This is a genomic window from Gordonia sp. (in: high G+C Gram-positive bacteria) (assembly GCF_049299075.1).
In the GTDB taxonomy this organism is placed as follows: domain Bacteria; phylum Actinomycetota; class Actinomycetes; order Mycobacteriales; family Mycobacteriaceae; genus Gordonia.
This window is the reverse complement of sequence record NZ_JBAQWU010000286.1, coordinates 1-2,912: the sequence shown is the minus strand read 5'-3', so window position 1 is coordinate 2,912 and position 2,912 is coordinate 1. Positions and strand designations below refer to the sequence as shown.

The 2,912-nt window shown below is 68.0% G+C and carries 2 protein-coding genes and 1 pseudogene; all 3 read right to left on the bottom strand.

Going from position 1 to position 2,912, the window contains the following annotated elements; translation table 11 throughout:
* Nucleotide 1: 1 nt before the first annotated feature.
* On the bottom strand, nt 2-1,171 hold the full coding sequence (locus tag WAW85_RS08690; protein ID WP_422559217.1) for a Mu transposase domain-containing protein: 1,170 nt from the start codon (nt 1,169-1,171) through the stop codon (nt 2-4).
* Nucleotides 1,172-1,214: 43 nt separating this feature from the next.
* Complete coding sequence (locus tag WAW85_RS08685) at nt 1,215-2,462, bottom strand: IS256 family transposase (protein WP_422559216.1); 1,248 nt, start codon at nt 2,460-2,462, stop codon at nt 1,215-1,217.
* Between the two features lie 123 nt (nt 2,463-2,585).
* A pseudogene (locus tag WAW85_RS08680) lies at nt 2,586-2,795 on the bottom strand (terminase gpP N-terminus-related DNA-binding protein); the annotation flags it as partial.
* Nucleotides 2,796-2,912 lie beyond the last annotated feature (117 nt).

The window sequence follows — 2,912 nt, the reverse complement described above, 5'->3', positions numbered from 1 at the left end:
GTCATGTGAGGGTGTTCCTTCCGTTGGCTGCTCGGTCGTACTTGGCGAGATCGATCACCACGTCGTCGTTGACGGCGGAGACCGGGTCAGGTTGTTGGCGGGCCCGCAGGGCGTCAGCCGCTGCCCGGGCGGCGGGTCCGGGCGGGATGCGCTCCTTGCGGCGGTGCGGACGGCTGGTGTCGTGGCCGGCCAGGACGAGCTGCTCAAGCGCGATCACGTGACCGTGGTCGCGGACCATCACCCCGGCGCCGTCGGGTGCGAGCTCGTGGCGAGCGATCACGATCCCGCTGGGCGTGGCGATGTCGAGGTGCTGAGCGCCGAGCCGCTGCGACACGGTGACCTGGGCGCGTGCGAGCTCGGGCGGCACGGAGTAGAAGTTCCCCCGCCACGCGACCAGTGCCTGGGCCGACACGATCCGGTCTTCGGTGATCGTCGCGGGGAACGGCGTCGACGGGACCGGTGCGAGCGGCTCTCGTTCAGCGATCGTCAGGACGCTGGCCCGGCCGTCGACATGCGAGCGTCGCAGCCGTGCGTCGCCGCGGGTGGCGCACCACAGGTCCAGCGACGCCTGGGCTTCTTCGACGGTGACGTCGTCGGGCAGGGTCCGCCACCAGCGTTGCGCGGCGGTGTGGTTGGACTTCTCCACCACGCCCTTGCGGTTCCCCCGTCGTGGTGGGCAGATCGCGACCTGGACGCCGTAGTGCTTGGCGACCGCGGCGAAGGTCGCAGTCACCTTGCCGGACTCTGGGTGGCACACCGTGGTCATCCGGTCGAAGCGCCACTTCTTCGTCAGCCCGCCGAGCTTGCGGACCACCGCGTCCAGGCCGGCGACCAGGTGCGGCTGCTGCTCGGTAGCGGCGAGGTGGCCGCGCCACTTGCCGGAATGCGCCAGCGCCCCGACGAGCAAGTGCGCGTTCTTGCCCCAGCCCCAGTGCTCGGGCGGATCAGGGAGCTCGACCCAGTCCCACTGGGTCTCCTCACCGCGCGGGTGCGCGATGGGCGCGTTCGCCCGGCCACTCGTGGCGCTGCAAGGCTCGCAGTGTGGACGCAGACTCCGGACGCGGATCTGCCGGGTGAACGTCGGATACGACCGGTCGTAACCCAGCCCAGTGATCTCGTCGAACAACGTCACCGCCCACAGATGCGGGTCCTCCTTGAGGCGCTCGGTCAAGTCCCCGGTAGTGGTGTAGTGCTGCGTTCTCCTCGGTGAGGTGTCAGGCGGTCAGCGCGGGCAGGTCATCAGCTCCGATCTCGGGTTCGGTGTTGGGCACGATGTTCATCCGCGACCGGGCCAGGACGTCGAGTCCGAGGTAGCGGCGACCTTCGGCCCACTCGTCGGTCTGCTCGGCCAGGACGGCTCCGACGAGGCGGACGATGGCGTCACGGTTGGGGAAGATCCCGACCGCATCGGTCCGACGCCGGATTTCCTTGTTCAACCGCTCGGTCGGGTTGTTGGACCAGATCTGGGTCCAGATCTCCTTCGGGAAAGCGGTGAACGACAACAGATCGGCGCGGGCCCGGTCGAGGTGCTCGAACACGGCGGGTAGCTTCTCCTCGACATAGTCGAGCAGCCGGTCGAACTGAGCATCGACGGCCGTGGCATCGGGCTGGTCGTAGACCGAGTGCAGCATCGCCTTGACCGCCGGCCACATGTTCTTGGGTGTCACGCCCATCAGGTTGAACGCGTAGTGGGTGCGGCAGCGCTGCCAGGAGGTGCCGGGCAGGTTCGCCGCGATCGCTTCCCGCAAGCCTGCGTGGGCGTCGGAGGTAACCAGCCGGACTCCGGTCAGGCCGCGGGCGACGAGATCGGCGAAGAACTCGTTCCACGCGGCACCGGTTTCCGCGGTAGCGACACGCATCCCGAGAACCTCGCGGTGTCCGTCGTTGTTCACGCCAGCGGCCAGCAGCACCACGGCGTTGATGACGCGGCCGCCTTCGCGGACCTTCATCGTGAGCGCGTCGGCGGTGACGAATGTGAACGGGCCGGCATCACCGAGTGGACGGTGACGGAAGTCCTCGACGATCGAGTCCAGGTCGGCTGCCATCCGGGAGACTTGCGACTTCGACAGCCCGTCGATGCCGAGGGTCTTGACCAGCTTGTCCATTCGCCGGGTGCTGACGCCGGCGAGGTAGCAGTCGGCGACCACGGTGATCAGCGCGGACTCGGAGCGCTTGCGTCGTTCGAGGAGCCACTCGGGGAAGTAGGTGCCTTTGCGCAGCTTCGGGATCGCAACATCGATCGTGCCCACGCGCGTGTCGAGATCGCGGTGGCGGTAGCCGTTGCGCTGGCTGGTCCGCGACGAGGACGGGCGTCCCCATTCGGCGCCGACAACGGCATCAGCATCGGCACACAGCAGGGCGTTGATGATCGACTGGAGCAGCGATCGCATGAGATCCGGGCTGGCTTCGGCGAGGGCTTCGCCGAGCAGGCCAGCGGGGTCGACAATGTGTGGAGCGGTCATCGTGTGGTTTCCGTTCGAGAGAGCTGTGAGAGGTGAACTCGAAGGATCACGCGGTGGCCGCGTCGACGTCCGACGTACACGCCGGTGACGGGGACGATCGTGGCGACCGCGCTACACCACTATCGGGGACTCAACTCGGCGCTCGCGGACGTAGTCCACGAACGGCTCGAACGGATCCTCGCCGGCGGGCTTGCGTTCGCCGGCGACCCGCTCGCCGGCCAGATAGGCGCGGATGGTCTTGCGGTCGCGGCCCAGGTGCCGGGCGATCGCCGAGATCGTCCAGCCCTGCCGGTGCAACGCGTGAGCGTCGATGTCTTCCTCCCGTGTCAACATGGAAAGCGAGGGCTCCTTCGATAGACGGCTGGTGGTCAGAGACCGCCATCTTCGAAGGAGCCCCACCCGCTTCCGGTGGAGCCACAGGGTGGGGAATTTCAGTGAGCAGAACTGGGG

Bases quoted from the DNA above. Each gene is read 5' to 3' on its own strand.
- WAW85_RS08685 (WP_422559216.1), bottom strand. From the start codon at position 2,462: ATGACCGCTCCACACATTGTCGACCCCGCTGGCCTGCTCGGCGAAGCC.